General features: G+C 60.1%; 20 protein-coding genes. 4 read left to right on the top strand and 16 right to left on the bottom strand.

Translation table 11 applies throughout. The features are described 5' to 3' along the window. Positions 1–73: 73 nt before the first annotated feature. Together N8H74_RS21670 and N8H74_RS21665 are read right to left on the bottom strand one after the other, a co-directional pair. Positions 74–631, bottom strand: coding sequence for a hypothetical protein (locus N8H74_RS21670; RefSeq protein WP_262150151.1), 558 nt, complete (start codon positions 629–631; stop codon positions 74–76). A gap of 8 nt (positions 632–639) precedes the next feature. Further along, positions 640–2,058, bottom strand: a complete 1,419-nt coding sequence (locus tag N8H74_RS21665; protein WP_262150149.1) for a hypothetical protein — start codon at positions 2,056–2,058, stop codon at positions 640–642. A 348-nt stretch (positions 2,059–2,406) separates the two neighbouring features. Between N8H74_RS21665 and N8H74_RS21660 the strand changes: the two genes are divergently transcribed. Next, positions 2,407–3,507 (top strand): polyamine ABC transporter substrate-binding protein, encoded by a 1,101-nt coding sequence (locus tag N8H74_RS21660; RefSeq protein WP_262150147.1) that lies wholly within the window; start codon positions 2,407–2,409, stop codon positions 3,505–3,507. Between the two features lie 34 nt (positions 3,508–3,541). On the opposite strand, the gene N8H74_RS21655 is transcribed toward N8H74_RS21660, so the two are convergent. The 4 genes from N8H74_RS21655 to N8H74_RS21640 all read right to left on the bottom strand — a co-directional run bounded on the left by N8H74_RS21655 (position 3,542) and on the right by N8H74_RS21640 (position 8,027). Continuing rightward, positions 3,542–4,519 carry a TerC family protein gene (locus N8H74_RS21655; protein ID WP_217833132.1) on the bottom strand — a complete coding sequence of 326 codons (978 nt, stop codon included), beginning with the start codon at positions 4,517–4,519 and terminating at the stop codon, positions 3,542–3,544. 202 nt (positions 4,520–4,721) lie between these two features. Continuing rightward, positions 4,722–5,195, bottom strand: a complete 474-nt coding sequence (locus N8H74_RS21650; protein WP_262150144.1) for a hypothetical protein — start codon at positions 5,193–5,195, stop codon at positions 4,722–4,724. 193 nt (positions 5,196–5,388) lie between these two features. Continuing rightward, positions 5,389–7,101: an amidase gene (locus N8H74_RS21645; RefSeq protein WP_262150142.1), complete on the bottom strand. Its 1,713-nt coding sequence runs from the start codon at positions 7,099–7,101 to the stop codon at positions 5,389–5,391. Between the two features lie 137 nt (positions 7,102–7,238). Then, a complete protein-coding gene (locus N8H74_RS21640; protein ID WP_262150140.1) occupies positions 7,239–8,027 on the bottom strand; it encodes a helix-turn-helix transcriptional regulator in 789 nt (262 codons plus the stop codon). An 84-nt stretch (positions 8,028–8,111) separates the two neighbouring features. Between N8H74_RS21640 and N8H74_RS21635 the strand changes: the two genes are divergently transcribed. Continuing rightward, positions 8,112–9,110, top strand: a complete 999-nt coding sequence (locus tag N8H74_RS21635; protein WP_217833141.1) for a bile acid:sodium symporter family protein — start codon at positions 8,112–8,114, stop codon at positions 9,108–9,110. Positions 9,111–9,131: 21 nt separating this feature from the next. Here N8H74_RS21635 and N8H74_RS21630 read toward each other — a convergent pair whose 3' ends face one another. From N8H74_RS21630 to N8H74_RS21610, 5 genes are all read right to left on the bottom strand, one after another. After that, on the bottom strand, positions 9,132–10,487 hold the full coding sequence (locus N8H74_RS21630) for an ATP-binding protein (protein WP_262150137.1): 1,356 nt from the start codon (positions 10,485–10,487) through the stop codon (positions 9,132–9,134). Beyond that, a complete protein-coding gene (locus N8H74_RS21625; RefSeq protein WP_262150136.1) occupies positions 10,463–11,128 on the bottom strand; it encodes a response regulator transcription factor in 666 nt (221 codons plus the stop codon). The genes N8H74_RS21630 and N8H74_RS21625 overlap by 25 nt, the downstream gene beginning before the upstream one ends. 95 nt (positions 11,129–11,223) lie before the next feature. Beyond that, entirely contained in the window at positions 11,224–11,655 is a 432-nt protein-coding gene (locus tag N8H74_RS21620; RefSeq protein ID WP_262150134.1) for a hypothetical protein, read from the bottom strand. Between the two features lie 27 nt (positions 11,656–11,682). Then, positions 11,683–12,447: a hypothetical protein gene (locus tag N8H74_RS21615; protein ID WP_262150132.1), complete on the bottom strand. Its 765-nt coding sequence runs from the start codon at positions 12,445–12,447 to the stop codon at positions 11,683–11,685. Positions 12,448–12,544: 97 nt separating this feature from the next. Next, on the bottom strand, positions 12,545–13,150 hold the full coding sequence (locus N8H74_RS21610; RefSeq protein ID WP_217833152.1) for a response regulator transcription factor: 606 nt from the start codon (positions 13,148–13,150) through the stop codon (positions 12,545–12,547). Positions 13,151–13,264: 114 nt separating this feature from the next. On the opposite strand from N8H74_RS21610, the gene N8H74_RS21605 reads away from it, so the two are divergent. Next, positions 13,265–14,890 (top strand): hybrid sensor histidine kinase/response regulator, encoded by a 1,626-nt coding sequence (locus N8H74_RS21605; protein ID WP_262150129.1) that lies wholly within the window; start codon positions 13,265–13,267, stop codon positions 14,888–14,890. A 1-nt stretch (position 14,891) separates the two neighbouring features. On the opposite strand, the gene N8H74_RS21600 is transcribed toward N8H74_RS21605, so the two are convergent. The 5 genes from N8H74_RS21600 to N8H74_RS21575 form a co-directional block, all read right to left on the bottom strand. Further along, positions 14,892–15,200 carry a YecR-like lipofamily protein gene (locus tag N8H74_RS21600; protein ID WP_262150126.1) on the bottom strand — a complete coding sequence of 103 codons (309 nt, stop codon included), beginning with the start codon at positions 15,198–15,200 and terminating at the stop codon, positions 14,892–14,894. Between the two features lie 58 nt (positions 15,201–15,258). After that, positions 15,259–15,570: a hypothetical protein gene (locus N8H74_RS21595; protein ID WP_217833160.1), complete on the bottom strand. Its 312-nt coding sequence runs from the start codon at positions 15,568–15,570 to the stop codon at positions 15,259–15,261. A gap of 193 nt (positions 15,571–15,763) precedes the next feature. Further along, positions 15,764–16,246 (bottom strand): phage infection protein, encoded by a 483-nt coding sequence (locus tag N8H74_RS29350; RefSeq protein WP_347710406.1) that lies wholly within the window; start codon positions 16,244–16,246, stop codon positions 15,764–15,766. Between the two features lie 1,021 nt (positions 16,247–17,267). After that, the gene (locus tag N8H74_RS21580) at positions 17,268–18,446 is read right to left on the bottom strand and encodes a cystathionine gamma-synthase (RefSeq protein WP_262150120.1); all 1,179 of its coding nucleotides are present in this window, start codon (positions 18,444–18,446) and stop codon (positions 17,268–17,270) included. Continuing rightward, positions 18,443–19,819, bottom strand: a complete 1,377-nt coding sequence (locus N8H74_RS21575; RefSeq protein ID WP_262150118.1) for a cystathionine beta-synthase — start codon at positions 19,817–19,819, stop codon at positions 18,443–18,445. Before N8H74_RS21575 ends, N8H74_RS21580 begins: the two co-directional genes overlap by 4 nt. Before the next feature lie 240 nt (positions 19,820–20,059). On the opposite strand from N8H74_RS21575, the gene metE reads away from it, so the two are divergent. Then, on the top strand, positions 20,060–22,348 hold the full coding sequence (metE, locus tag N8H74_RS21570) for a 5-methyltetrahydropteroyltriglutamate--homocysteine S-methyltransferase (protein ID WP_262150116.1): 2,289 nt from the start codon (positions 20,060–20,062) through the stop codon (positions 22,346–22,348). Positions 22,349–22,490: the final 142 nt, after the last annotated feature.

The following is a 22,490-nucleotide window of genomic DNA, read 5'->3' as shown; positions in this document are numbered from 1 at the left end:
GTCCTCTGTTTCATACGCAAATGCCCGGACAGCGTCCGGGCATTACTGAGTTTCAAGGGTAGGTTGGTTCTATTTACTGATTAGCAGCTTCATACCGAGCTTTTATGAATTCAACCATGGTTTCTGATGGTTGCCAGTAGCTGTAGGGAGCATCGGATTTCAGCCCGTTTTTGTGATTCATCCAGCTTATCGCTTGTCGTTTCAAGCTTGCCTTCAAGGGGCTATGGACCCACACCGCATGTATGTGACTGGGCCCTTTCCAGCCGTCCAGGCCATCCTTTCTGTACCATGCAATGAACCCGCTGCCAGCAAGTTCTGCGAGCAGGCTTTTTATTTGTACGTCACTGAGGCACCGAACGCTCAGATCGATAGCCCCTGTAACAGGCTTTCCACCCAAAATCGAGTCTGTACCATGGACATTACTGCTCATTTGCGACCCATTCCACGCTTGAGTGATTCGCTGTTTGAGTTGAAGGCGCTCAATTTGTCCGAGTGCCTCTGGATAAAGTCCGTGGAACGCATAAGAACCCAAGCGGCATTTGTGCATCGAAGACCATGGGAAGTTTTCTGCCTGTGCTTCGATAGACACTGTGGCTAAAAGTAATGTCAGGTTGATAATTAAATTCTTCATTATGTTTTCTATCGCGAACTAACAGACTGATGAATCTGACTCCAGTTGCTAATGCACCCAGCTACTTCTCCGATGTTCTCATAGTCGGGATCTGGCGTTCTGCTAATTGAAAGATTACTGATTTTTGATAGTTTTCCCTTGCTTGCCTCAAGCTTGCTGTACTCCTGATTTATTGAGGCTGTCAAAAAATAGTTTTTATTGTTGATTATTTGCATGAAGGCTACCTGGTGATAGCCAATGTAACTGTGGCAAAGAGGTGTCGATTTTTTCAATTTGAGATATTTTGCCATGCTTGAAATATCAAGATCTGTATCCTGATCGTGGAAGTTTACATCTTTTGTCAGGATTTTTGCGTGTTCACCTGTGGTTAGAAATTTTAAAAAGTGAGTGTCGATATCTGGTGCGGCCGAGGACACTTCATCTACAAGAAACTTAAATGTAAGCTGCTCGTTTGGCTTTCTGATTGGATAGCCAAAACACTGTTCAAGCGAGCCAATCCCCATTTTTTTGTCCCTGTGATTATTGAGTAAGTAGGCTTCTTGAAGTCTTTGCAGATCCATTGAGTTTAGTTTTGATTGAAATGAGTTTTTCAGGTAGCTGCATTCGCTTTTTATAATGGAGTAGTCGCCTGACTTGAAATTTATACCTTCTTTTGTTCGGCGAGCGTTGAGAATTTCCTGGATTGATGCTGTGTTATCAAGTTTTGAGTTCATTACCGATTGGTAGTTTTTTTCTTCAAATAGGGATTTTTTTACTTCTATGTATAATTCCATCAGTACAAACTTCTGGACGCCAATGGTTGCGTCCAATGTCAATTTGGTTTGATTTTCACGATTTGGTAGTTTGAACTCGCCTGTGTAGTCACTTCGTGTCGTGCCAGCATTGGAAAATGCGTTGGAAAAATAAGTTATAGCTTGCTGGGTGATGGGGGACGACATCAATGGCCCAACAGATGTAGTCATCTCCAAAAGTGGGATACCATTTTTCAATGTGTTGGATAGATTGTTGACTTCAGCGTCATGCGCGTAAATGATGTTGAATTTATGTTGCCTTGCTATATCGGTTGATAGTGTATAGCCGGAGAGGTCTTTTTCTAGAATGTACGCTTTTGTACAGGTTCTGGTTTTTTCATCGTATTGCAGCCTTAGTATTGGTACGGAATCGTATGTAAGAACAATCAGCGTATTGCTGTTGTTGCCAATGACATTTCTCGCGAAAGCATGGGCGAATGAATCTTTACAGATTTCCAATATCGCGGGCTTTGCACCTACAATGATTATTTTTAAATATGCGTCGTCAGGAATGGTTGAAGTGTCACTCAGTCTGGTTGTCAGCGAAAGTTGTTCATGTTTATCAAACCATCCAGAAAATGCGACTGCTGGCAGAAGGAAAAAACTGGCTACAAGTATCGCTAATATTTTTTTCATGACACTTCGTCCAAATTCCATTTTCTTGAGGAGTGGCAGTTGGCCATTGAAGCTATAGGCGACATCAGTGGTTTAGGCAAGTCCACGTCCCGGGCGTTGAAAGCCCAAGCGTGAAGAGTTTTCTGTATTTGGTGCGGTGATGTGTTTTTCGGTCACGCAAATTGGCCATTTCGATCCCCTTTTGGCCAACCCCCTACTGTGATCGGGCGGCGCTCTCGGCAAGAATCGGAGCCATCCTGCAAAACTACAAGAGTCAGCCGCTGCTCCTTACCCATGGCCACCCGTCTGGCCGCTGCCGTGTACAGAACATAAAAACCATCCGACTCACGCCGCATCCGGGGAAACAATATGGTCACGATCAAACGCATTCTGGGCGCCACTGTCTTTGGGCTGACGCTGCTCGCCAGCGCCGTACAGGCCGAACAGCGCGAATTGCGGGTGTACAACTGGGCGGACTACATCCTGCCGTCCGTGCCCAAGGATTTCGCTGCGCAAAGCGGCATCAAAGTCACCTGGGACACCTTTGATACCAACGAATCCCTGGAAGCCAAGCTGCTGACCGGCAACTCCGGCTACGACCTCGTCGTGCCGTCGAACCAGTTTCTCGATACCCAGATCAAGGCCGGCGTGTTCCAGAAACTCGACAAATCCAAGCTGCCGAACTGGAAGCATCAGGATCCCGAGCTGCTCAAACTGCTCGACGCCAACGATCCCGGCAACCAGTACGGCGTGCCTTACATGGTCGGTACGGTGCTGATCGGCTTCAACCCGGCCAAGGTCAAGGCTGCGCTCGGCGAGAACGCCCCGGTGGACAGTTGGGACCTGGTATTCAAGCCCGAGAACATGGAAAAGCTGAAATCCTGCGGCGTGGCGATGCTCGATTCACCGTCGGAAATCCTGCCGCTAGCCCTGCATTACCTGGGCCTCGACCCAAACAGCCAGAACCCGGCCGATTATGAAAAGGCCAAGGATTTGATGCTCAAGGTGCGCCCCTACGTGACCTACTTCAACTCGGCCAAGTACATGACCGACATCGCCAACGGCGACATATGCGTGGCGATCGGTTACTCCGGCAGCTTCTATCAGTTCGGCAACCGCGCCAAAGAAGCGGGCAACGGCGTGGTGGTCGACTGGCGCTTGCCGAAGGAAGGCGCACCGATCTGGTTCGACACCTTCGCCATTCCCAAGAGCGCGAAGAACGTCACCGAGGCGCACGAATTCCTCAACAACTTGCTCGATCCGAAGGTCATCGCCGGGATCAGCGATTTCCTCGGTTATCCGAATGCCAACAAGGATTCGATACCACTGATCAACAAGGAAATCACCGGCAACCCGAACCTGACACCGACCCCCGAGGCGCTGAAAACCCTGTACGTGGTGCAGCCGTTGCCGCAGAAACTGGAGCGGGTGCGCACGCGGGTGTGGACCAGCATCAAGTCCGACAAGTAAGCGCAACCTCCTTGCAGGAGCCGTAGCACGGCTCCTACAAAGACTGGGTCTGATCCTCTTTGCGTGTGAGGATCAGGCTCAACACCACCGACAGCAAAATCACCGTCCCCACCACCGCCAGCGACCACTCCACGGGCATGTGAAACCACGGCATGACCGTCATCTTGCCGCCGATGAACACCAGCACCAGCGCCAGGCCGTACTTGAGCAGGTGAAAGCGGTCAGCCATGTCGGCGAGCAGGAAGTACAGGGCGCGCAGGCCCATGATTGCGAAGATGTTCGAGGTGAAAATAATGAACGGGTCGGTGGTGACGGCGAAGATTGCCGGAATGCTGTCGACCGCGAACATCAGGTCGCTGGCCTCGATCAGCACCAGCACCAGAAACATCGGCGTGGCCCAGCGCACGCCGTTCTGCACCACGAAAAAGCGCTCGCCATGAAAACCGTGAGTGATGCGCAGATGCCCGCGCACCCAGCGCAGCAGCGGGTTGTTGTCGAGGTCCGGTTGCTGCTCGGCGAACACCAGCATCTTGATCCCGGTAATGATCAGGAACACGCCGAACACGTACAGCAACCAGGCAAACTGCGACACCAGCCAGACCCCGGCAAAAATCATCGCCGCGCGCATCACGATCGCCCCGAGCACGCCGTACAGCAGTACGCGCCGTTGCAACTCCGGCGGCACTGCGAAGTAGCCGAAGATCATCACGAAGACGAACATGTTGTCGATCGACAGCGATTGCTCGATCAGATAACCGGTGAGGAATTCCAGGGTTTTGCGCTGCGCGATCTCGGCGCCGAACGCGCCGTTCAGATACCACCAGAGCAGACCGGCAAACGCCAGCGCCAACAGGCACCAGGCAACCACCCACGCCGAGGCTTCGCGCACCGACACCCGATGCGCCTTGCGTCCGCCGAAGACAAACAGATCCAGGGCCAGCATCGCCAGAACGAAGACGATGAAGGCGCCCCACATCCACGGCTCGCCGATATTAAGGTGTGTGGCTGGCATGGCGTTCTCCCGGTCTGAATATTGTTTGGGTAGACGCGGTCATGCTAGCGAGGGGATTACGCGGGAGAAAAATCGTTTATTTCGTCACTGTGGTTCGGTTTTTCCGAAGTGTTGCGTGTAGCAGGCTCGCTGAACGCAACGGAGAAACAGCTTGCTCATCCGTTCAGCGCAGCCGAAATTTTCCCAGCGACACCGCAGGCTCCTAGTATTGGTTGTCGTACGTAGGCTCAAGATGAAATTTTCCGTCAACGGTGTACTTGATGTCCTCTATCACTATCTCGACTTTATAAAATCCTGAGATCGTGCCGTCGTTATGGCGGGTAATTGTCAGATTTCCACTCCTTGCAGCCGGTGAAATCTGATCGACTTCAATGAGAATGAATGGCCGGTCTTTGCTTGTTATCGGGTAGGTGCCGTCCTTCAATCCTTTAGGAATGACCAGGGATAGTTTCTCGATTTCGAATCCCTCGCCGCTGCTTCCAAGAAGACTTTCGGCTTGATCGGTGAAGCTCTGGAACCAGAACTCTTTCGCACGAATTTCTGTTTTTCCGGAGGGCAGGGGTGGTTGAAAAGAAGCTCGGTAATATACGAAGGGAGAAGGCGTTTTAGATCGCGGTGAGTCTGGATTCAAATCATCGCGAAGAGCAGTTGCTATTGGGTTTTCAGGATTGTTCATGATGCAACTTTCCGAATGGTGAGTAGGTGTTTCGTTGATAGGGACTATCAACTCATTTTCACGCTACTCGCACGTTATCGACCGAACAACTGATAGAACTGACAGTTGTCCGGTACTGATAAGTGTGATCCGGTTACTCATCATCAAGTCGGAAAAATGCCGCGCCCACCGGTCGCGGCATAACGTTGTGCTGCTATCGACGCGCCGAAAGCGCCGGCGTACGCGGCGGTATCTGGCGCTTCGAACCGGTCGCTTCAAACGCTGCCGCCAGGCGCAGCAGCGTCGAATCATCATAGGCGCGCCCGGCAAACGTCAGGCCTACCGGCATGCCGATGTCCGCCATGATGCCCATCGGTACGGTCACGGTCGGCACGCCGAGGTGACGGATTGCCAGGTTGCCGTTGGCGACCCAGATGCCGTTGCTCCAGGCGATGTCCGCCGAAACCGGATTGATATCGGCATCTGCCGGGCCAACGTCGGCGTTGGTCGGGAACAGCACGGCGTCGAGGCCGAGGCGGTCCATCCAGTCTTCCAGGTCGATCTTGCGGGTCTGTTCCAGGCCGCGAAGACCGTCCGGCAGGGTCGGGATCTGATCCCACGAGGCGAGGCCGCGCTCGGCCATGCGCACGTACTCGTCCATGCCTGCCGCCAGGTCGCCTTCACGGTTGGGCAGGGTGCCCGGGTCGTGCGGGAAGATTTTCGGCCCGTCGACGTCGGCCAGGCGATTGAGTTTCGGATCGTCGTTGGCCCGCAGGAAATCATCGAACGCCCAGCCCGACAGCTCCCACAATTCGTGGTGCAGGAACTCCTTGGAAACGATACCGCGATTGAACACGGTTGGCGCGCCAGGGCGGTCGCCTTCGCAGTTGGACACCAGCGGGAAATCCACTTCGATCACTTCGGCACCGGCGGCTTCCAGGGCTTTGCGCGCCTCTTTCCAGAGATCGATCACCGAAGGCCGGGTGTTGATGCGTTGGCCGGTCGGGCCGCCGATACCCGGTTCGGCGCTGGTGCCAGCCTCGGGGTCGGCGTTGATGTACATGCGCGGCACACCCAGGCGTTTGCCGGCCAAGGCATCACGGTTGACTGCCAGTTCGGCGTACGAGGCCGGGCGCACCGAGGCGACGCTCGGAATCGGCACCCACGGTTGCAGACGCCACAGGTCGCCACGGGTGTCGCTGTCTTCGGCAACCACCACATCGAGCACTTCGAGCAGGTCAGCCATGGTGCGCGCGTACGGCACCACCACGTCCATCGTCGGGGTCAGCGGCCAGTTGCCGCGCACCGAGATCACCCCGCGCGACGGCGTGTAGGCGCACAAGCCGTTGTTCGAGGCCGGGCCGCGACCGCTGGACCAGGTTTCTTCGGCCAGACCGAACGCCGAGAAGCTCGCGGCAGTGGCCGTACCGGCGCCGTTCGACGAGCCGGACGCGAACGGTGCGGTCAGGTAGTCAGCGTTGTAAGGGCTTTCGGCGCGGCCATAGACCCCGCGCTGCATCCCGCCATTGGCCATCGGCGGCATGTTGGTCTTGCCCAGGCAGATCGCCCCGGCGGCGCGCAGGCGTTCGATGGTGAACGCGTCGCGATGGGCGACCAGATCGGCGAAGGCCGGGCTGCCGGAGGCGGCAGTCAGGCCCTTGACCAGATAGCTGTCCTTGGCGGTGTAGGGAATGCCGTCGAGCGGGCCGAGCAGTTCACCTCTTGCCCGGCGGGCATCGGAAGCTTCGGCTTCTTTCAGCGCCTCGGGGTTGCGCACCACCACGGCATTCAGCGCCGTGTCGGTGTCCGGGCCATCATAGGCGTCGATCCGCGCCAGATAGGCCTGCACCAGTTCCACCGCAGTGGTCTGGCCGGATTCGAGCGCCGCGCGCAATTGGGCAATGGAGACTTCAGTGACTTCGATCATGCTGTTACCGCCGACTGGTTCGCTAAAGGGTGGGTCATCAGGGTTATCGTCGAAAGACGTCAAAAATGTTTGATGGACGAAACTCTACCTTGAAGTGGGTCGCTTGGCTCGTACAAATTCGATAAATATCGGCATTTTTATCGGAAAAACTCTCCGGGCGTTTCTCCGAATTGCTGGCGAAACGCGGCGATGAAGGCCGAAGTCGAGTCATAACCGCAGGCCAGAGCCACGTCGGTGACGCGTTCGCCCCGTTCCAGCGGGGTCAGCGCACCCAGCAGGCGCAAGCGCTGACGCCAGGCACGAAAGGTCAGGCCGGTATCGCGCAAAAACAGCCGACTCAGGGTTTTCTCGGTAACGCCGAATTTTCCGCTCCAGTGGTTGAGCGTAGTTTGCTGCTCCGGATGCTGTTCCAGGCTCTGATAAATCTGCCGCAGGCGACTGTCCTGGGGCAGTGGCAGCATCAAGTCGATCTGTGGTGCTTCGGCCAGTTGATCAAGGATCACCTGGGCCATCCGTCCGTGTGCGCCGTTCTGGTCGTATTCCACCGGCACCAGACTGAACGCCCGGATCAGCTCGCGCAGCAGGTCGCTGACCCCAAGCACATGACAACGCTCGATTGCCCACCCCGACACGCTGCAATCAATGTACAGGCTGCGCATTTCAGTCTGTGGCGAGCTGAACACCCGATGGGGCATGCCCGCCGGAATCCACACCGCGCGTTCCGGCGGGGCGACGAAACGTCCGGCGCTGGTCTGCACTTCGAGTACGCCCTGAATCGCGTAGGACAGTTGCACCCACGGGTGACTGTGGCGACGGGTGAGGGCGCGATTGGGCAGCGATTCGGTGCGCCCGTACAGCGGACGAGGCAGGCTCGGCAGCCCGGGGACGCTGCGTCTGACGCTTTTTTCGTGTCCTTTAGGCGGCATCTGGCGGCTCTTCGGCGTTAGTCGGTAATTCTCAGGTACGTTAGAGTCGCTTTCACGTACAGGCAACCCCCGGATGAGCAAACCATGACGCGCCCAAGATTCCTGCCCGACAACTTCACCCTGACCCTGATCGGCGTGGTGTTGCTCGCCAGCTTCCTGCCCGCCAGCGGCCAGGTCGCCGTCGGCTTCGGCTGGCTCACCAACATCGCCATCGCGCTGCTGTTCTTCCTGCACGGCGCCAAACTTTCCCGCGAGTCGATCATCGCTGGCGCCGGCCACTGGCGTCTGCACTTGCTGGTGTTCGGCCTCACTTTTGTCCTGTTCCCGTTATTGGGTCTGGCGCTGAAGCCGTTGCTGTCGCCCTTGGTCGGCGATCAGCTGTACATGGGCATGCTCTACCTCTGCGCACTGCCGGCCACGGTGCAATCGGCGATCGCCTTCACCTCGCTGGCGCGGGGCAATATTCCGGCGGCGATCTGCAGCGCGGCGGCGTCCAGCCTGTTCGGGATCTTCCTCACACCGCTGCTGGTGACCTTGCTGCTGAACGTCCACGGCGACGGCGGCTCGACCCTCGACGCGATCCTGAAAATCAGCGTGCAACTGCTGCTGCCGTTCATCGCCGGACAGATCGCCCGGCGCTGGATCGGCGCCTGGGTCGGGCGCAACAAGAACTGGCTGAAGTTCGTCGACCAGGGTTCGATCCTGCTGGTGGTCTACGGTGCGTTCAGCGAAGCGGTCAATGAAGGCATCTGGCATCAGATCCCGGTGATCGACCTGCTGGGCCTGGTTGTGGCCTGCTGCGTCCTGCTGGCGCTGGTACTGGTGGCGTCGACGGTATTGGGCAAGGCATTCGGCTTCAGCCAGGAAGACCGCATCACCATCCTGTTCTGTGGTTCGAAAAAGAGCCTGGCGACCGGCGTGCCGATGGCGCAGGTGCTGTTCGCCGGCAGCACCATCGGGGTGCTGATCCTGCCGCTGATGCTGTTTCACCAGATCCAGTTGATGGTCTGCGCGGTGCTGGCGCAGCGTTACGCAAAGCGGCCGGAATCGGTGCCGGAATTGATGGCGCACGTCGATCCTTGAGCCGCACCTGAGCCGGAAATCTCACCCTGCTGTCGTTGGGAACACCACCGAAACCCGCAAGCCGCGCTTGCGGGTTTCGTCGGTAAAACCGAGCAGAACCTGCGCGCCGGCACGTTCGGCGATAGCCTTGACGATGGACAGGCCAAGGCCGGAACCCGTTTCTTCGCTCAGTTCACTTCGATAAAACGGCTCGAAAACCCGCGATTGTTCGGCCTCGTCAATACCGGGCCCTGAATCGCTGACTTGCAACGTCACTGAACCACGCCGTTGCCCGATCGACAGATCGACTGTTCCACCCGGTGGCGTGTAGCGAATGGCGTTGTCCACCAGGTTCTTGATCAAGGTGAACAGATCCATCTCGCTGATGACGACCTGTGTGTCTGCAGCACCTTCCACGCCCAGATCGATCTGTTTGCGCTCAGCCAGTGGCAGCAAGTCCTCCAGCACCTGCCGATAAACACTGTGTACGGAAATAGCGCCTGGAAGCCGGACCGCACCCGCCTGTGCACACGCGAGTGTCAGCAATTGATCAATCAGTTTTCGGCTGCGTTCTATGCCCAGCGTCAGCGGTCGCAACCGCTCGCGGGCCACTGGCGACAGGTCCGCAGCGCCGAGGCGCTCGGCCTGTAACGACAGCGCCGTCAGCGGTGAACGCAACTCATGGGCCGCGTCAGCGACGAAGCGGCGCTGGCTGTCCATCGATTGTGCGACCCGTTCCAGCAAGCGATTGATGGCGACGACGAAGGGCTGGATCTCATTCGGCAACGGTCGCTCGTCAATCGGGTGCAGGGCCTGTTCGTCACGCTGGTTGATCTCGCTGGCGAGGCGCGAGATCGGCTGGAAGATCTTGCGTACCAGATCGCCGACCACCAGCAACAGCACCGGAAACAGAATCAGAAACGGCAGCAGACTACGCCAGGCACTTTCACGGGCTTCCTGATTGCGGACATCGGCCTCTTGGGCCACCACGAACCGCTCGCCCCGTGCGGTAGTCCTGACCAGTACCCGGAAGTCCTCGCCAGTGACGTTCACGGTCGCCAGACCATCGGCCAGTGTCGCGGGGAAGGGCAGTGGAATCAGGGCATCGTCGTTGCCGACGGCTTTGCTGCTGTCGGCCAGGTATTGAACGATGACTCGGGACTCCTCGTCATCACCTTGAATCGGGTCGATGGTGGGGTAACGCAGGGTCATGTGCTGGCGTTCGAACAGCATGGCGACCTGGCGCAGGGTCTCGTCCTGCATTTCGTGGGCTTCGTCGATGGCGGCAACGAATGCGAATGCTCCAGCCGCGACGGCCACAAGAAAAATCGCCAGAGACAGCGTGGCGGAGAGTCGAAACTGAACCGAGGCTCTCAGGCGCCTTTTGAAACCATCCATCCCATACCCCTGACGTTCTTGATCACATGGTTGCCGAGTTTGCGCCGCAGTGAGTGGATCAGGAACTCGACCGCGTTGCTTTCCACTTCATTGCCCCAGCCGTACAGGCGATCTTCCAGTTCGCTGCGCGAGAGAATCGCCCCCGGCCGAATCAGCAGCGCCTGCAACAGAGCAAATTCGCGACTCGACAGTTGCACGTCAGTCGCTTCGGCAGTGCAGGCCTGCTTCGACAGCAGATCCAGCGAGACAATGCCGTTATCCAGCCGCGACTGAGCGTTGCCGCCCTTGCGCCGCAACACCGCACGAATACGCGCCAGCAACTCGGCAATTTCGAAGGGTTTGAGCAGGTAGTCGTCCGCGCCACCGTCAAGACCGCGCAGGCGGTCATCAAGGTTGTCGCGGGCGGTGATGATCAGCAGCGGCACCGGGTTGTTGCCCGCGCGTATGCTGTCGAGTACCTCGAGGCCGTCCTTGCCGGGCAGACCGAGGTCCAGCAACACCAGATCATAGGGTTGCGTTTGCAGCGCCGACAGCGCGGTCAGGCCGTTTTTCACCCAGTCGCTGGCATAGCTCGCATCGCTGAGCGCGCCCTGGATCGCCTCACCAATCATCGGGTCGTCTTCGACCAGCAATATCCGCATGTTCCACTCCGCAAAAAAGGCGCGGCGGTCGTGACCGTCGCGCCTGTATTCAAGCACCTGTGCCGGTGTTTGTCCGCCCGTTCACTCGCTCCGGGTCATGGCTGGACCCGCATGGCATCGAAAGCTGCCATCAGCTCGCCCATGGCCGCCTGACAGTCGCTTTGCTTCGGCGTACTGCTGCGCAGCGCGTCGAGCGAACGGTCGATCGCCTTGTCCAGCACATGCCAGTCAATGGCGGCGCGGGGTTTGATTCCGGCTTCGGCGGAGTCCCAGGCGCTTTCCAGATCCTTGATCCGGGTCTTGGCGGCAGGCAGATCGTTTTTGGCGACGAGCGCGCTGACATCGGCGGCGATGGTGCGGAACGCCGACAGGTCGCCGAGTTTCGACCCGGATGGTGCCGCGACGCTGGCTGATGGCGTTCCGGCATTGGGTTTGTCGGCGGGTTTCGAGCAGCCGGTGGCGATGCTCAGCAAGGCAATCGCGGAGACGATCGCAACGTGACGAACCATGTTTTGCAGTGTGCGCATGAGAATTTCCTGGTGGCTGTTGAACAGTTATTGAGTGATGGTTTTGCGGTTGCCGGTGTTGATCTGCGCGGCCCCCACCAACAGCACGATGACGCTGAGAAAAATCGCGCTGGTCCACGCTGCGCCCAAGCCGAGGCCGCCATAGGTCTTGGCCTGGGTGAGCAAGTCGCCGAGGGAGGCGCCGAACGGGCGGGTCAGGATGTAGGCGATCCAGAAGCCCGGCACCACATTGGCGCCCAGATGCCAGGCGATCAGCGTAGCGGCGATCAATAAGCCGAAGATCATGACGCCGAGGGTGAAACCCAGGCCGAGGGCTTCGGTGGCCAGGTCACCTGCCGCCGTGCCCAGTGCGAAGGTGCAGAGTACGGTCGTCCAGTAGAACCATTCGCGCCGGGGCGTGACGATTTCGCGGATCGACAGGTTGCGCTCGACCCGGTACCAGACGAAGAAATTGATGGCCAGCAGCACGCTGAACAGCGCCGTGCTGGTGTAGAGGCTGACATCGAGCATGTCGGTCATGATGTCAGTGATCTGTGTGCCAACGATGCTCACCAGCACCACGCTCAGCCAGTAGATCCACGGCGTATAGGCTTTGGTGCGCAACTGGCAGAACAGCGCGACAGCCAACAGCAGTGCCATGCCGATGCTGGTCCAGCCAGCGCCGAAACCGGCATCGACCGCCAGAAAGTCCGCACCCGTTTCACCCACGGTGGTAGAAAGAATCTTGATCACCCAGAAGGACAGCGTCACCTCGGGTACTTTGTTGAGCCAGTCGGCCTTGATGGCGTTCATCGGCGGGTTGCCTCTCCTGAGCAGCGCTGAAAGTGCGCAGGAAGAGACGATAGGGAACAAGACTTAGCTGAGACTGAGGATGCTCAAAAAAGCGCCGTCAGAGCGTGCCGGAATACTTCACCGCCGCGGCAGCCCGCGACGGCACGTTCAACGTGCGCAGCAGCGACGACACATGAATGCGCACGGTGAACGGCGAAATATCGAGTTCGCGGGCGATTTCCTTGTTGGTCTTGCCCTGGGCGATCAGGCGCAGGACGTCCTGCTGACGCGGGGTCAGGGCCGCGCCGGTTTCCAGTGGCAACAGGCCTGACGGCGCGAACTTCACCAGCACTTCGCCTTCGCGGATCGCCAGGATCGCCTGACCGATGTCATCCGGGGCGATGTTCTTGCCGATGAAGCCGTCGATGCCGGCCGCCATGACCTCGCCGATCAACGCCTCGTCATCGACCATCGACACCACGATCAGGGTTGTACGCGGCAAGCGCCGACGCAGCTCGGCGAGCTGACTGACGCACGTCAGGCCGGGGAAACGCAGGTCCAGAATCAGCGAGTCCGGCTCGATCCCGCGGGGCAGCAGGGCCAGTACGCTGTCGAGATCGCCCGCTTCATCGATGGATGCCTCAGGCAGCAGGCGCTGGACGGTGCGCCGCATCGCCTCGCGAAACAGCGGATGATCGTCGGCTATGATGATCCGACATGCCATGGCCGAGTCCTCCCTGGATCAGGTATTTATCAAGGCATGCACCTTAGCACCGGTCGAAGGCATTGCCTGTTGGTTCGTGCTGAATATGACGAGTGCCGCACAAGGACGTTCCCCATGAAGTTCGAGAAAAACACCGAACTCGACCAGGCCAATCTGCGCATCATCCTCGCCAGCGTTGCCGTGGTTTACATCGGCGCACTGGGCTTTTTGCCCGGGCAGCGCTTCGAAACCTATCTGCCGGTGATCACTTATATCTGTGTATTTCTGCTGGCGTCGATCGCCCTGCGCCAGGCGATCGTGCGCTGGCCGGGGCATTATCCGGCGCGGCGGATCTTCGGCATGGTGCATGACTACACCGGCACCTCGTTCGGCCTGGTGGTCGGTGGCGAGGCCGCGCTGCCGCTGTACGCGGTGATGGTCTGGGTCAACCTCGGTAATGGCATGCGCTACGGCTCGCGCTATCTGGCGATTGCCACGGGGCTGGCGCTGCTGGCGCTGGTGATCGTCTATCGCCTGACGCCGGTGTGGCAGGCGCAGCCGTTCATGGTGCTGATGCTGCTGATTACCAGCACGGTGATTCCGGTGTATGCGCACCTGCTGCTGGAGCGCACGCGCAAGGCGTCGGAGGAGGCGGTGGCGGCCAATCTGGAGAAGTCGCGGTTCCTCGCCCAGGCCAGTCATGACTTGCGCCAGCCGATCCATTCCATCGGCCTGTTCACGGCCTGTCTGCGCGAGTCGCGGCTGGGTGAGGAGGAGCGGCGGCTGGTGGACAATATCGACCGTTCGCTGCTCAACGTGTCGCAACTGTTCCGTTCGATTCTGGATCTGTACACCCTGGACAACGGGCGGATTCTGCCCAAGTTGCAAACCGTGGAATTGGGCGAGTGGCTGGCGGACCTGATTCGTCAGAACGCTGAAGCCGCGCGCTGGAGCGGCGTGGAGTTGCGGCTGCGACCCTGCAGGCATTGGGTGCGAACCGACCCGGCCTTGCTGGCGACAATGGTGCAGAACGTGCTTTCCAACTGCTTCAAGTACGGTGCGCAGCGGCCCGTGCTGGTGGGGGTACGCAAGCGCGGAGCGGGGGTGGCGATCGTGATTCATGACCAGGGCAACGGGATTGCCGAGGCGCATCTGCCCAAGGTGTTCGAGGAGTTTTATCGGGTTCGCCAGTTGCGCGACAAGGACGTCGAAGGCGTGGGCCTGGGCTTGTCGATCGTCAAGCGCCTCGGGCAGATGATGGGGGTGGAGGTCAGCCTTCGTTCACGGCTCGGGCGCGGTACGACGGTCAGCCTGCATGGCTTGCCCCTGGTTGCGTCGCCGCCACAGCCGGTCAAGCGCGATGAGCCACGCCAGGCGGGCATGCTGACAGGGCTGAAAGTGTGTCTGGTGGAGGATGATCGCAACGTGTTGCTGGCAACCTCGGCGCTACTCGAGCGCTGGGGCTGCGAGGTACAGGCCGAATTGACGGGGCGGGATTTGCTCACCGACTGCGACATCATTGTCGCCGACTACGATCTGGGACCGCATTCCACGGGCATTGAATGCATCGACGAAGTCCGCAGGCAGCGGGGCTGGGCGGTGCCGGCGATGATTATCACCGGGCATGACATCGAGAAAATACAGGCGGCCTTGCACGACCGCCAAATTGCCATCCTGTCCAAACCGGTACGCCCGGCCGAGCTGCGCGCGACCTTGCGTGCCCTGCGCGACCGGCCACTGGAGCCGGTCGGGCAGGTTTGATTCAACGCCGGCACTCATAGTCCTGAGTGATGGTGGTTTGCAGGCAGTTGTACTGGCCCATGGTGCGGCAGATGTTTTTCTCGGAGCCGGTGATTTCGGCGCTCTTGTAACCCCAGGTCTTGCAGCGATTCTCGGCGGTGGCCAGGCCCTGTGCCGCCGAGGTCTGCCCGCTTTCGAACTGGCCCAGCTCGTAGGACACCTGCACGATGCCGTCGGTCTTGCTGCCGCCGGTGGCTTCCCATTGTTTCGGCGTGGCGCAGCCAGTCAGCGCGATGGCGGCGAGGGCGAGGGTGACGATAAGTGTTTTCATGATCAGACGGAGTCCATTGACGGGTAAGCAAAATGAGTTCGTGTGGCGTCACGCCGGATCACTGAACCGGAATGGGCGAGGCGCCTTTGGGCAGACAGGACAGCGGCGGCGTCATGATGCCCATGCTGGCGACCGCGATGATCGCGCCGCTGGGCAGCTCGCAGTTGTATTCGCCGGCAGGGGTATAGGCGGTGTAGTAGGTGAGGGTGCTGTCGCTGCGGATGTTGTCGATTTTGCTGACCGGTTTGCCGATGACGGTCTGGGCGCGTTCTTTCATGCTGGCTTCGGTGGGTTTGGCGGTCTGGCAACCGGTGACGCCGATGAGCAAGGCGCCGATGACCGTGAGTGTGCTGAGGCTTTGCAGTTTCATGGTGTTTCTTCCTTGGTGTTGTTCTTTTTCCAGACGCAACGATCCCGCGCACTGCACAGCGGCAATGTTGGGAAACGTCGGGGGTTGCGAAGGAATATAGCGCCGCGTGGCGGGGTGGTCGATTAGCACAAATGTGCTAGTGCGAGGCAAAACGGGCGGCTATTGAAGCCGCCCGTCGGTTGGCAGGGATCGGTTATTGAGGGCTGTTGAACTGGTCTGAATAGCTGCCGGTCATGAGCGCGGAGGCGACCTGGTCGGAGCCAACACCGACGCGGGAGTAGGCGAGGCGACTGGCGCCGACCTTGTCCGTGCCGTCAGAGGCCACGGCCCCGGCGCCGACATGATCCGCACCGTCGGAGGCGACGGCTCCAGCACCGACGTGATCTGCACCGTCAGAGGCCACGGCACCAGCGCCGACATGATCCGAACCATCAGAGGCCACGGCACCAGCGCCGACCTTGTCCGAACCGTCGGAGGCGACGGCTCCAGCACCGACGTGATCCGCACCGTCAGAGGCGACAGCACCAGCGCCAACGTGATCTGCACCGTCAGAGGCGACGGCCCCGGCGCCGACATGATCCGCACCGTCGGAGGCAACGGCTCCAGCACGGACGTGATCCGCACCGTCGGAGGCGACGGCTCCAGCACCGACGTGATCTGCACCGTCAGAGGCCACGGCCCCAGCGCCGACATGATCCGCACCGTCAGAGGCCACGGCCCCGGCGCCGACATGATCCGCACCGTCAGAGGCCACGGCACCAGCGCCAACGTGATCCGCACCGTCGGAGGCGACGGCCCCGGCGCCGACATGATCCGCACCGTCGGAGGCGACGGCTCCAGCACCGACGTGATCTGCACCGTCAGAGGCCACAGCACCAGCGCCAACCTTGTCCGAACCGTCAGAGGCAACGGCGCCGGCGCCAACGTGATCCGCGCCGTCGGAGGCCACAGCCCCAGCCTTCACATGGTCCGCGCCATCAGAGGCAACGGCTCCGGCGCCAACATGATCCGAACCATCAGAAGCCACAGCCCCGGCCTTCACATGATCCGCACCGTCGGACGCCAATGCCTGCGCCTGAGCTGCCCATACACCGGGCGTCACCACCGTTGCAGCGACTGCCAGTACAACACCAGACCAGAGCTTGTGTCTCATGTTCTTCTCCACGCCCCATCAGCCACACAGCGCCGAGCGCTGGCCGTCGGTTTCGACGACGTGGCTCCTTGGCCCGGGGTTAACCAGATTGGCGATTGGCACGGGCGCACCGCGAAAGCGCACGGGTGTCGACGTACTGCGTGAAACCGGCGAACGAAACCAGAAGTATAGTTCGCCGTTCGGGCGGCACCGGTGCCAGGAGGCCGCAGGCGATAGTCGGTTAACTTCCTTGCAGGTGGGGGCTAGAAGAAAATCGGTCTAAAAATGGCGGGGCGCATTCGGGGGTGTTTGCTAGGCTCAAGGATGTAGGCGAAGACGCAGACTGATGCGCAAGCGGATAGCGAGGAAGCGTTGGGCGCGTTCCGAAGGGTACACGGTTAGAAAGATCCCCGCGCTGGGATCCAGCCCTTACGCCGTGTGAAGCAGCAGAGCACATTGCCTGTACTGTGGGAGTCCTGATAAACCTCGTAAGCCAGAGACCAGCACTGGCCGCCTACTCGAACTTCAAAGCCCGCCCTGTGCGGGCTTTGTCGTTTGTGGCCGGTTAAATCCGTGCCAGCGCCTGGGCCAGATCGGCACGCAGATCTTCCAGATCCTCGACGCCTACCGACAGACGCACCAGGCTATCGCCGATGCCGAGTTTCGCCCGGGTGTCGGCCGGGATCGTGGCGTGGGTCATGATCGCCGGATGCTCGATCAGGCTTTCGACGCCGCCGAGGCTTTCGGCGAGGGCGAAAATCTCCACGTTCTCCAGAAAGCGCCGCGAGCCGGCCAGATCGGTGTTCAGGTCCACGGAAATCATCCCGCCGAAACCGCGCATCTGCCGTTTCGCCAACTCATGCTGCGGGTGCGACGGCAGGCCGGGGTAGTAGACACGGGACACCTGCGGCTGCTGTTCCAGCCAGCGCGCCAGTTCCAGCGCATTGCTGCAATGCCGCTCCATGCGCAGCGCCAGGGTTTTCACCCCGCGCAACGTGAGGAAGGCGTCGAACGGCCCGGCAATTGCGCCCACGGCGTTTTGCAGGAAGCCCAGGCGCTCGGCCAGCTCAGCGTTCTGTCCTACCACCGCGATACCGCCGATCACGTCGGAGTGGCCGTTCAGGTACTTGGTGGTCGAGTGCAGCACGATGTCGAACCCCAGCTCCAGCGGGCGCTGGATCCATGGGCTGGCGAAGGTGTTGTCGGCCACGCAGATGATGCCGCGAGCACGGCAGATGCGGGCGATGGCCGCGAGGTCGCTGAGGCTCAGCAGCGGGTTGGTCGGGGTCTCGACCATCACCATGCGCGTGTCGTCCTGCAGCGAGGCTTCGAACGCCGACAGGTCCGCCAGGTCGACGTAGCTGAAACGGTGCCCGGCGCTGCGCTGGCGGACCTTGTCGAACAGACGGAACGTGCCGCCATACAAGTCATTGCCGGAGACGATGTGCGAGCCGGCATCAAGCAATTCCAGCACCGCCGAAATCGTCGCCAGCCCCGAGGCAAACGCGAATCCGCGAGTGCCGCCCTCGAGATCCGCCACGCAACGCTCCAAGGCAAAACGCGTCGGGTTGTGCGAGCGACCGTAGTCGAAACCCTTGTGGACGCCGGGGCTGTCCTGCAGGTAGGTGGAGTTGGCGTAGATCGGCGGCATCAGCGCCCCGGTCGTCGGGTCCGGGGTCTGTCCGGCGTGGATCACCCGCGTGGCGAAACCCTGGGGCCGGGCGTTCTTGTCGTGCTGACTCATGCAAGGGATCTCCGTAGTTGATTGAGCATGTCGGTGCGGGTGATCAGGCCATGGAAGCCTGCCGCGTCGGCGATGATCGCGACCAGGCCGCGACTGAGCACCGATTCCAGGTCCGCCAGCGAGGCGCCGGGGGCGAGGGTTTGCAGTTTGTCGGACATGGCACTGGCAACCGGTTGGCTGAAGCGCGAGGCGTCCTCATGCACACCGAGCAGAATGTCCGATTCGTCGATCACGCCGACCAGTTTCTTGCCTTCCACCAGCACCGGCAGTTGTGAGATGTCGGCCAGGCGCATGCGCTGGAATGCGGTGAGCAAGGTGTCGTCGGGGCCGACGGAAATCACGCGGCCATCCTCGAAGCGCCGGGCGATCAGGTCACGCAAGTCACCGTAGCCCTTGCGCTGCAGCAGGCCCTGGTCGGTCATCCACTGGTCGTTGTAGACCTTCGACAGGTAGCGCGTGCCGGTGTCGCAGACGAAGCTGACCACACGTTTCGGCTCGGTCTGTTCGCGGCAATAACGCAGCGCGGCGGCGAGCAGGGTGCCGGTGGACGAACCACCGAGAATGCCTTCAGCTTTCAGCAATTGACGGGCGTGGTCGAAGCTTTCTTCATCGCTGATCGAGTAGGCATGGCGCACGCTGGAGAGGTCGGTGATCGACGGAATGAAGTCCTCGCCGATGCCTTCAACGGCCCAGGAACCGGGTTTCGGCAGGGTGCCGCTGCGGCTGTATTCGGCCATCACCGAGCCGATCGGGTCGGCCAGCACCATTTCCAGATTCGGTTGCACGCGCTGGAAGAACCGGGTCAGTCCGGTCAGGGTGCCGGCCGAGCCGACGCCGACCACGATGGCGTCCAGGTCATGTTCGGTCTGCGCCCAGATTTCCGGTGCGGTGCTGCATTCGTGGGCCAGCGGGTTGGCCGGGTTGTTGAACTGGTCGGCGAAGAAGGCGTCGGGAATGTCTTTGGCCAGTCGTGCCGCCACGTCCTGGTAGTACTCGGGGTGGCCCTTGCCGACGTCGGAGCGGGTGATATGCACTTCGGCGCCCATGGCCTTCAAGTGCAGGACTTTCTCGGTGGACATTTTGTCCGGCACCACCAGCACCACGCGGTAGCCCTTGGCGCGCCCGACCAGCGCCAGCCCGAGGCCGGTGTTGCCGGCGGTGGCCTCGACAATGGTGCCGCCCGGTTTGAGGCGGCCATCGCGTTCGGCGGCGTCGATCATCGCCAGGCCGATGCGGTCCTTGATCGAACCGCCGGGGTTTTGTGATTCAAGCTTGAGGAACAGGGTGCATGGACCGGTATCGAACCGCGTGACGCGTACCAGCGGCGTATTACCGATCTGCCCAAGCACTGCAGGGCGGGATTGCTTTGACATTTCGTTTTCCTTCGGTGAGTCATGGCGCTTCATGCGCACGGGATTAGCACGCAAGCAACATAAGCCCGGATGTCATCCCTCGCAACTTTTTGACACAGAGGTCAAGGGTGACGGGGGCAGATCGACGCGGGGTGATGTACATGAACAAAACTTGAGACCAACGAGATTAAATTGAGTTTGTCTCATTCATGACCGAAATCGACAATGGCCGCCATCGACAAGACATTGGAGTTGTTTGTTATGGCACTGGCCCATTCCCTTGGATTTCCGCGCATCGGTCGCGACCGCGAACTGAAGAAAGCGCAAGAGGCGTTCTGGAAAGGAGAACTGAACGAAGCGGGTCTGCGCGACGTCGGCCGCGAGCTGCGCAAGGCGCATTGGGCGCTGCAAAAAGACGCGGGTATCGAGCTGCTGCCGGTGGGGGATTTTGCCTGGTACGACCAGGTGCTGGCCCACTCGCTGATGTTCGGCGTGATCCCCGAGCGCTTCCGTCCGCACGATGGCAAAGCCACTCTGCAAACCCTGTTCGGCATGGCGCGTGGCGTCAGTGACAGCTGCTGCGGCGGTGCCCATGCTCAGGAAATGACCAAGTGGTTCGACACCAACTATCACTATCTGGTCCCGGAGTTCAGCGCCGACCAGCAGTTCCAGTTGGGCTGGGATCAACTGTTCGAAGAAGTCGAAGAGGCCCGTGCGCTGGGTCACAACGTCAAGCCTGTGATCATCGGTCCGCTGACTTACCTGTGGCTGGGCAAGGCCAAGGGCGCGGAGTTCGACAAACTGGAATTGCTCGACCGCCTGCTGCCGCTGTACGGCCAGATCTTTGCGCGTCTTGCGGCTCAAGGCGTGGAGTGGGTGCAGATCGACGAGCCGATTCTGGTGCTCGACCTGCCGCAGGAATGGAAAAACGCTTTTGAGCGCGCCTACAACCAGATTCAGCGTGATCCGCTGAAAAAACTGCTCGCCACGTACTTCGGTGGTCTGGAAGAAAATCTCGGCCTGGCGGCGAATCTGCCGGTCGACGGTCTGCACATCGATCTGGTACGTGCGCCGGATCAGTACCCGACCATTCTTGATCGCCTGCCGGCGTACAAGGTGTTGTCCTTGGGCGTGGTCAACGGCCGTAACGTCTGGCGTTGCGATCTGGAAAACGCCCTCGCCACGTTGCAACACGCTCATGAGCGTCTGGGCGATCGTCTGTGGGTCGCGCCGTCCTGCTCGCTGCTGCACAGCCCGGTGGATCTGGGCCGCGAAGACAAACTCGACGCCGAGCTGAAGAGCTGGCTGGCCTTCGCCGTGCAGAAGTGCGAAGAGGTCGCCGTACTGGCCCAGGCGGTGAACGAGCCTGAAGCGCCGAAAGTGCTGCAAGCGCTGACCCAAAGCCGCGCCGTTCAGGCCAGCCGTGCCGCGTCGCCGCGTATCCACAAAACCGCCGTTCAAGCGCGCGTCGCGGCGATCACCGCCAAGGACAGCCAGCGTCAGTCGCTGTTTGCCCAGCGTATCGCCAAGCAGCGCGCCGGCCTCGATCTGCCGCTGTTCCCGACCACCACCATCGGTTCGTTCCCGCAGACCGCGTCGATCCGTCTGGCGCGCCAGTCGTTCAAGCAAGGCAAGCTGACTGTCGCCGAATACACCGAAGCGATGCACAGCGAAATTCGTCATGCCGTGGAAATTCAGGAGCGCCTGGGCCTCGACGTGCTGGTTCACGGTGAAGCCGAGCGCAACGACATGGTCGAATACTTCGCCGAGCAACTGGACGGCTACGTGTTCACCCGTTTCGGCTGGGTGCAGAGCTACGGTTCGCGCTGCGTGAAACCGGCGGTGATCTTCGGCGACCTGAGCCGCCCGAAAGCCATGACCGTCGAATGGATCCGCTACGCCCAGGGCCTGACCGGCAAGGTAATGAAGGGCATGCTGACCGGTCCGGTGACCATGCTGATGTGGTCGTTCCCCCGTGAAGATGTGAGCCGCGAGGTGCAGGCGCGCCAACTGGCGCTGGCGATTCGCGACGAAGTGGTGGATCTGGAAGCGGCCGGGATCAAAATCGTGCAGATCGACGAAGCCGCGTTCCGTGAGGGCCTGCCGTTGCGTCAGGCGCAGTGGCAGCACTACTTGGACTGGGCGACTGAAGTGTTCCGTCTGTGCGCCTCCGGCGTGCGTGACGAAACCCAGATCCACACCCACATGTGCTACAGCGAGTTCAACGACGTGATCGAGTCCATCGCGGCGATGGATGCCGACGTGATCACCATCGAAACTTCGCGTTCGGACATGGAGCTGCTCGACGCTTTCGAAGCCTTCGCCTACCCGAACGAGATCGGCCCGGGCGTCTACGACATCCACTCGCCACGGGTTCCGGATTCTTCGGAAATGGCCAACCTGCTGCGCAAGGCTGCCAAACGCATCCCGGCCGAACGCCTGTGGGTCAACCCGGACTGCGGACTGAAAACCCGTGGCTGGCCGGAAACCGAAGCGGCGCTGGTACACATGGTCAACGCGGCGCGTCAGTTGCGTAAAGAACTGGCCTGAGACGCGGTTGCCTGACCCGACCGGAGCACTTCACGGTGCTCCGGTTTTTTTGCGCCTCTATTTTGCGGGCGGCCCCGCCTCCAAAAGAGGCTCTACATGAAATTGATTCCCGGACCCTGTTTTTATTGGGGCCAACGCGTAA

It is taken from the genome of Pseudomonas sp. B2M1-30, assembly GCF_025447575.1.
Classification (GTDB): domain Bacteria; phylum Pseudomonadota; class Gammaproteobacteria; order Pseudomonadales; family Pseudomonadaceae; genus Aquipseudomonas; species Aquipseudomonas botevensis.
The sequence above is the reverse complement of the archived record's forward strand: the minus strand, read 5'-3'. Positions and strand labels throughout refer to the sequence as shown.

Bases quoted from the DNA above. Each gene is read 5' to 3' on its own strand.
- N8H74_RS21655 (WP_217833132.1), bottom strand. From the start codon at position 4,519: ATGCCAGCCACACACCTTAATATCGGCGAGCCGTGGATGTGGGGCGCC.
- N8H74_RS21635 (WP_217833141.1), top strand. From the start codon at position 8,112: ATGACGCGCCCAAGATTCCTGCCCGACAACTTCACCCTGACCCTGATC.
- N8H74_RS21640 (WP_262150140.1), bottom strand. From the start codon at position 8,027: ATGCCGCCTAAAGGACACGAAAAAAGCGTCAGACGCAGCGTCCCCGGG.
- N8H74_RS21650 (WP_262150144.1), bottom strand. From the start codon at position 5,195: ATGAACAATCCTGAAAACCCAATAGCAACTGCTCTTCGCGATGATTTG.
- N8H74_RS21605 (WP_262150129.1), top strand. From the start codon at position 13,265: ATGAAGTTCGAGAAAAACACCGAACTCGACCAGGCCAATCTGCGCATC.
- N8H74_RS21665 (WP_262150149.1), bottom strand. From the start codon at position 2,058: ATGAAAAAAATATTAGCGATACTTGTAGCCAGTTTTTTCCTTCTGCCA.
- metE (WP_262150116.1), top strand. From the start codon at position 20,060: ATGGCACTGGCCCATTCCCTTGGATTTCCGCGCATCGGTCGCGACCGC.
- N8H74_RS21620 (WP_262150134.1), bottom strand. From the start codon at position 11,655: ATGCGCACACTGCAAAACATGGTTCGTCACGTTGCGATCGTCTCCGCG.
- N8H74_RS21670 (WP_262150151.1), bottom strand. From the start codon at position 631: ATGAAGAATTTAATTATCAACCTGACATTACTTTTAGCCACAGTGTCT.
- N8H74_RS21615 (WP_262150132.1), bottom strand. From the start codon at position 12,447: ATGAACGCCATCAAGGCCGACTGGCTCAACAAAGTACCCGAGGTGACG.
- N8H74_RS21580 (WP_262150120.1), bottom strand. From the start codon at position 18,446: ATGAGTCAGCACGACAAGAACGCCCGGCCCCAGGGTTTCGCCACGCGG.
- N8H74_RS21600 (WP_262150126.1), bottom strand. From the start codon at position 15,200: ATGAAAACACTTATCGTCACCCTCGCCCTCGCCGCCATCGCGCTGACT.
- N8H74_RS21660 (WP_262150147.1), top strand. From the start codon at position 2,407: ATGGTCACGATCAAACGCATTCTGGGCGCCACTGTCTTTGGGCTGACG.
- N8H74_RS21575 (WP_262150118.1), bottom strand. From the start codon at position 19,819: ATGTCAAAGCAATCCCGCCCTGCAGTGCTTGGGCAGATCGGTAATACG.
- N8H74_RS21630 (WP_262150137.1), bottom strand. From the start codon at position 10,487: ATGGATGGTTTCAAAAGGCGCCTGAGAGCCTCGGTTCAGTTTCGACTC.
- N8H74_RS21625 (WP_262150136.1), bottom strand. From the start codon at position 11,128: ATGCGGATATTGCTGGTCGAAGACGACCCGATGATTGGTGAGGCGATC.
- N8H74_RS21645 (WP_262150142.1), bottom strand. From the start codon at position 7,101: ATGATCGAAGTCACTGAAGTCTCCATTGCCCAATTGCGCGCGGCGCTC.
- N8H74_RS21595 (WP_217833160.1), bottom strand. From the start codon at position 15,570: ATGAAACTGCAAAGCCTCAGCACACTCACGGTCATCGGCGCCTTGCTC.
- N8H74_RS21610 (WP_217833152.1), bottom strand. From the start codon at position 13,150: ATGGCATGTCGGATCATCATAGCCGACGATCATCCGCTGTTTCGCGAG.